The sequence below is a fragment of the Mesorhizobium sp. M7A.F.Ca.MR.362.00.0.0 genome, from assembly GCF_004023175.1.
In the GTDB taxonomy this organism is placed as follows: Bacteria; Pseudomonadota; Alphaproteobacteria; order Rhizobiales; family Rhizobiaceae; genus Mesorhizobium.
Map to the genome: position 1 here is coordinate 5522 of NZ_RZTF01000214.1, position 5688 is coordinate 11209.

6 protein-coding genes are annotated in these 5688 nt (G+C 65.2%); 2 read left to right on the top strand and 4 right to left on the bottom strand.

Going from position 1 to position 5688, the window contains the following annotated elements; genetic code table 11:
- The 4 genes from EOC06_RS43285 to EOC06_RS23160 form a co-directional block, all read right to left on the bottom strand.
- Window positions 1–332, bottom strand: a 332-nt coding sequence (locus EOC06_RS43285; RefSeq protein WP_245469948.1) for a glycosyltransferase family A protein, incomplete at its 3' end; no start/stop codon positions are given.
- Window positions 329–1495 carry an acyltransferase gene (locus tag EOC06_RS23150; protein ID WP_128308879.1) on the bottom strand — a complete coding sequence of 389 codons (1167 nt, stop codon included), beginning with the start codon at window positions 1493–1495 and terminating at the stop codon, window positions 329–331. The genes EOC06_RS23150 and EOC06_RS43285, both read right to left, overlap by 4 nt.
- Window positions 1496–2071: 576 nt before the next feature.
- Window positions 2072–3313: a HAMP domain-containing sensor histidine kinase gene (locus EOC06_RS23155; protein WP_128308880.1), complete on the bottom strand. Its 1242-nt coding sequence runs from the start codon at window positions 3311–3313 to the stop codon at window positions 2072–2074.
- A complete protein-coding gene (locus tag EOC06_RS23160) occupies window positions 3310–4038 on the bottom strand; it encodes a response regulator (protein ID WP_128288998.1) in 729 nt (242 codons plus the stop codon). Before EOC06_RS23160 ends, EOC06_RS23155 begins: the two co-directional genes overlap by 4 nt.
- A gap of 211 nt (window positions 4039–4249) precedes the next feature.
- Here EOC06_RS23160 and EOC06_RS23165 point away from each other — a divergent pair, with 211 nt between their 5' ends.
- Together EOC06_RS23165 and EOC06_RS23170 are read left to right on the top strand one after the other, a co-directional pair.
- Complete coding sequence (locus tag EOC06_RS23165) at window positions 4250–4924, top strand: hypothetical protein (protein WP_128308881.1); 675 nt, start codon at window positions 4250–4252, stop codon at window positions 4922–4924.
- A gap of 170 nt (window positions 4925–5094) precedes the next feature.
- Window positions 5095–5283: a hypothetical protein gene (locus EOC06_RS23170; protein WP_245469950.1), complete on the top strand. Its 189-nt coding sequence runs from the start codon at window positions 5095–5097 to the stop codon at window positions 5281–5283.
- Window positions 5284–5688 lie beyond the last annotated feature (405 nt).

Here is a 5688-nt window from a genome sequence, read left to right on the forward strand (position 1 = left end):
CGCTCGAACAGCGCCACCTGGCGCGACAGACGCCAGGGATAGGCGACGTCGTCGGCATCCATCCGTGCAACCAGTTCGCCCCGGGCGAGCGCCAGCCCTTCGTTGAGCGTCGCGACGAGGCCGCGGTTTTCGCGCGAGACGATCGAAATGCGGCTATCGGCCTTTTGGCATCGCTCGAGTATCTCGAGCGAATTGTCGGTCGAGCCGTCATCGATCGCGATGATCTCCAGGCGACTGTGATCCTGCCGCAGGATGCTTCCCAGCGCGGCGGCGAGATAGGGGCCGGCATTGTAGACCGGCAACAGGACGGAGACGAGCGGCGCGGCGGTCATCGTCTTGCATCCGTGCGCTGGAGTTCGAGCGCCGGTGTGCGGCCATCGGGCGGTCCGACGGCCGCCGTCGCGAGCCAGCCATCATGGCTGCCCTGTGCAGAGCGGGTGCGCGCGACATAGGGGAAGTAGCGCTTCAGGCTGTTGAGCGGCCTCTCGAAAACCACCCAGGAAATCCAGGCCGCGACAATCGTGGCGGCGCCCGCGACCAGGAATCGCCCTGGCCCTTGCTCCGAGACGTTGAGCGGAATCCAGGGCTGCGCCTTGACGGCGAGCGACAGCAATATCGGATGATAGAGATAGACGCCGTAGCTGATGCGGCCGAGGCCAAGCAGCGGCGGCACTTCGGCAAGCCTGCCCAGGATGCCGCCAAGGCCGCGCGAACAGGCTGCCACGATGACCATCAGCGGCACCAGGGGCAGGACTTCCCGCAGCAGCCAGCGGGCCCATTCCAGTGTCGGATCGGCGGGCTCCGGGACTAACCACTCGATGACAAGGAATGCGGCCGCGAAGGCAGGCCAGCCCAGCCGCATCCAGTGCGGCAGGCCGGCGCCCCTAAAATGCCAGCAGGCAAGCAGCGCGCCCGACGCCAGCGCATCCATGGATGCCGGCGGCAGCAGGTCGCGCGTCAGCGTCGGCGTGGCGGTGATCGGCCAATAGAAGCGATAGGCCAGCGACAGTGCGATGACGGCGATGCAGATGGCCTCGAAGCGGCGGCGTGGGGCCAGCAGGACGACCAGCGGCCAGGCAAGATAGAACTGCTCCTCGATGCTCAGGCTCCAGAAATGGCCCAGCACCCAAGGGTTCCAGTTATTTTGCAGCGCATACCAGAAGTTCGACAGATAAAGCGCATGCCAGACCAGCGATCCCCTGGACTGATCCAGGTCGACCAGCCAGACGAAACCCAGGACGGCAAAATAGGGCGGGAATATCCGCAACATCCGCCGGATGTAGAAGGAGCGCAGCGCCGGGCCGGTTTCGAATTCGGTGGCCGAGCGCGCCTCCAGGAGCAGGCGCGTGATCAGGAAGCCGCTCAGCACGAAGAACAGCCGCACACCGATATGGCCCCAGAACGAAGGTCCCTCCGCGAAGAAATGGGAATACAACACCATCGTTACGGCGATAGCTCTCAACGCATCAAGTTGGATGTCACGGGCGCTTCCCATCAGCGGCTTCCGCCGGCGTGATATCCGCGATGAGGCCGCCAGCCGGCCGTTTCGAGCGGCAGGCTAAGGCGGACGAGACCCGCCAAGGCACCCGCAAATCTGCGCATTGCGAGCACGGCCGGGCCGGGCTCGAAATCGACGGACGGACAACTCAAGCTGGTCAACCTGGCGGAATCCTCCACGGCGTATGTCCAGTCGCAAACGAGTCCCACTAGGAGATCGTTCGGCTACGGCGTTGTGCAGCGCAACACAAAAAATCTACCCGGCTGAAATACTTATGTGAGCAAGTGCTAAAAATTGACAAACCGGCCGGTTCTCGCCATTTCTGGCGAGTTTCCTCAGAATTTAAACGCTGTGGTTTAATTTGTGCCGATGTTCCCGCCTCGGTTGATTGAGGAGCTCCTGGCTTGAGAGCCTAGTTCTTTGTTGGATCACAAGAAATTTTGCGATCTATATTTTGGCTATATGGGTTCGGTCCTGGCTCCGTGGAGATATGATTTGGAACATTGGCTTTGCGCGGTGCAGCATCGTCTCTGTTTTTTCGTCAACGCCGATTACTCGGCTGACCGCTAACCGTTACACCGCGTCGAACACCACCGTCTGTTCCAGCCCGCCGCCCGGGCGGTTTTCCAGCGTTATCGTGCCCCCGTAGCGCTCGACGATCTCCTTGGCGATGGCGAGGCCAAGACCGGCTCCGGGGACGGATTGCAGGCGGCCGGGGTTGACGCGGAAGAAGGGCTCGAACGCCTTGTTCAGGAGTTCCGTGGGTATGCCCGGGCCGTGGTCAGATATGGTCAGAACGGCGCGATTGTCGGCTGCGGCCAGGTCGATGCGGCACGCCTTGCCATGGGTGGCGGCGTTGACGATCAGGTTGCGTAAGGCGCGGCGCAGGCCAAGCGCGCCGGCCCGCACGCAAACCTTGTCCAGGTGCCCGATCGACACGGCATGGCCGAGCGATGCCATCTCGGCTTCGATATCGCGCACCGTCTTTGCCAGGTCGACCGGTTCGACGGCGTCCTGGTTCACCTCTTCGCGCACCAGACGGATGGCGCTGTCGGCGATGCGGTCGAGTTCGTCGAGGTCGTGAAGCCATTTGTCGCGTTCGTCGTCGAGGAATTCGGCGCGCAGCCGCATGCGCGTCATCGGCGTTCGCAGATCATGGCCGGCGGCGGCGACCAGCCGCATGCGGCTTTCCATGGCGGTCCGCAGCCGCGACGAGAGTTGGTTCAGCGCATGCGCGGTGGCCTTGACCTCGGCCGAGCCCACTTCCGGCACCGCCGCCAGCACGCCGTCCGATCCGATCTTGGAGACGGCGGCCTCCAGCATCTCGAGCGGGCGGATCAGCACCGAGGTGAAATAGACCGACACCGCCGTGGCGCCGGCGACGATCAGCGAGATCCAGCCGGCCAGAACCAGCCATTCGCGACGCGGCGGCTTGAGGTGCGGCACCTCCATGATCGCCCAGCGGCTGTCAGGCAGGTGCATCGATGCGATCTGGCCGGGTTCGTCCGACTTCTCGTTGACGACCGCCGGGAAGTCGAGGCCACGGCGGTGCAGGATGTCGTTGAGCATCGCCGTTTCCGCACGAGCCACCTTGCCGCCCGCCGGATGGTCGGCGAATTGCACCCGCAGGACGTCGGGGACCGGCCCCGGCAAAAGCCGCACCACCAGTTCCATCTGTTGGGCAATCCAGGGCACGGTCAGTTCCGGCGGCGGTCCGCCGCCGCGCACGCTGATGACGGCGGCCGTCGCCAGGCCGACGACGCCGACGATCGAGGCGACCAGCAGCAGGATGAGACGGCGGCGCAGCGAATTCACGCGTGGCTCTCCACGGTCTCGACGCGCGCGGTGAGCTGGTAGCCGCCATTGCGCACGGTCTTGAACAGCGGCCCGTCGCCGGTGTCGGAAAATTTGCGGCGTAGCCGGCTCACCAGCACATCGACCGAACGCTCGAGCGGGTCGCGCTCGCGGCCTTGCGTCAGGTCGAGAAGCTGGTCACGCGACAAAAGCCGGCCGGGGCGGTCGAGAAACACCTGCAAGAGGTCGAACTCGGCGCCCGTAAGGTCGACGGCCACGCCTTGTGCATCCGTCACCTTGCGGGTGTCCGGCTCCAGCCTGTAGCCGGCGAAGCGGTAGGTACGCGCGCGCGGGGAGGCGGGCGCCTCCTCGGGCGCCGAGCGCCTGAGCACGGCACGGATGCGGGCAATGAGCTCACGCGGGTTGAACGGCTTGCCGAGATAGTCGTCGGCGCCGAGTTCCAGGCCAATGATGCGGTCGACATCTTCCTTCAGCGCGGTCAGCAGGATGATCGGGGTGTGCGGCTTGCGGTCGCGCAAGCCGCGGCAGATATCGAGCCCCGAGCCGTCCGGCAGCATGACGTCGAGCACGATCAGGTCGAATTGGCCCGCGCCAAGCCGTTGCTCGCATTCGCGCCGGTCCGCCGCCGCCGTGACGCGAAAGCCCTGGCTGTCGAGGTAACGCTGGAGAAGCGTCCTGATCTCGCGGTCGTCGTCGACGACGAGGATATGGGGTTGTGACTGCATCAATCGTGCCCTTGCCTTGGCCACGATTATAGGAGGAGCCGCGCCCGAGCGGCATGGAAAATTGCAACCGAACGTTTCCGGGGGCCCGAGGGAAACATTCGGAAACAAATTGCCCTTTTGCGGAAACCTTCGGCAACACGCCGACGCGAAGCGGACAAAGACGCTTCCTATCCTCTGAACTGTCCGAAGCATGAGAGAAAGGAACATCTTTATGCGAAGCAGACTTCTTGCGCTCGGCCTGTTTTCCGTCGCCGCAATTCACCCCGCGCTGGCAGCGCAGCCCGATCCCGGCGCCGGACCCGGCGAGCCGCCACCTGTCATGGCCATTCAGGACGGCCCAGATCACGGCCCGATGGCTGGACCCGGCCCGCATGGACCAATGCGGCCTGGCTCACAGGGTTTTGGCCCGCAGGGCTTTGGCCCCCGCCGCATGGGTCCGCCGCCGGAATTCATGCTGGCCGCCCGGCTCGCCGCGCTGGAGACCCGCGTTGGCATCCGCACCGAACAACTCGACGCCTGGCGCGACTACACCAGCGCGCTGCAGGCGGTGCTTTCGCCGCCTCAGCCTGACCACGGGCGGCCCGGTAGTGCTGAAGCGAAGGGTCCCGACGCGGCGGGTCCCGGCGGCAAGCCTGATCCTTTCGCGTTCCAGGAAAAGCTGGCCGACGATGTCACCGCCCGCGCGGTTTCGGCCGGTAAACTGAAGGACGCGATCGCGGAACTGCGTGCCAAGCTGACGCCCGAACAACTCGAAGTCCTCGCTTCGGCGGAACGCCCCCATGGATCACCCCCCGGTCCCTGGGGCGGGCCGCCGAACGATGCAGCCGGCCCCAGAGGCCTGCCCAACGATGGCAGGCAGCTCTCGCCCCAGCCCGGGAACGACTGACAACTCTGACCGACTGCACCGGCCGGCCCGGTACCCAACCCGTTCTCGGGCCGGCCGGTTCTCCGGGGGATGGCGGGCGTATCTCCGCCATCCCTCGTTTCAATCACGTCCAGTTCGAATGCCAATTCGAACCATGCAATGGAAGCACGATAGTGTGGGAAGCCATGATCATGCTGCGGCTGCTCGCGTCCGCCAGCCCGAGGCTCTCGTTCGGACCTGCCGGACGCGATATGCCGCTGGCGCTCCCGGTCGACACGCTGAAGGGCGCGATCCGCCTGCGCTTCGCCGCCTGGCGGCTGTCGCTTCCGCTCTCGCAGCCGCTCGACAACCATGGACATCATGACCGCAAGATCGCGTGAACTCCGGCAAGGCGCTTGGCATGTCCTCGCTGATCGGCATAATGATGTTGGTGGGCATCGAGGCCAGCTACTCGACTTTCGAGCAGCTCCGGCCGCCGAGAAGGAGCGCGACATGAGCCGCTTCCAAGCATTGCTCGTCGCCGCCCGCCGACGGGTGCGGCCTATCATCATATGGATCGGCATGCCCCTCGACCAAGCGGTCCATTGCCAACGCGTACACAACTCCAGGGAAAGATCCAGGCCATGATTTCCAAGCCTAGCCAGCCTCGTTTTTCGGCACGCCATCTGGCGCCCTGGGCCGCGATGTTCGCCGCTACCTTTCTGCTGGCGTCCTGCTCGCAGGAGGGCAGCGCCCCCGCCGGCATGGGCGCGCCCGGCAAACCGGAAGTCGGCGTCGTCACGCTG

Bases quoted from the DNA above. Each gene is read 5' to 3' on its own strand.
- EOC06_RS23165 (WP_128308881.1), top strand. From the start codon at position 4,250: ATGCGAAGCAGACTTCTTGCGCTCGGCCTGTTTTCCGTCGCCGCAATT.
- EOC06_RS23150 (WP_128308879.1), bottom strand. From the start codon at position 1,495: ATGGGAAGCGCCCGTGACATCCAACTTGATGCGTTGAGAGCTATCGCC.
- EOC06_RS23170 (WP_245469950.1), top strand. From the start codon at position 5,095: ATGCTGCGGCTGCTCGCGTCCGCCAGCCCGAGGCTCTCGTTCGGACCT.
- EOC06_RS23160 (WP_128288998.1), bottom strand. From the start codon at position 4,038: ATGCAGTCACAACCCCATATCCTCGTCGTCGACGACGACCGCGAGATC.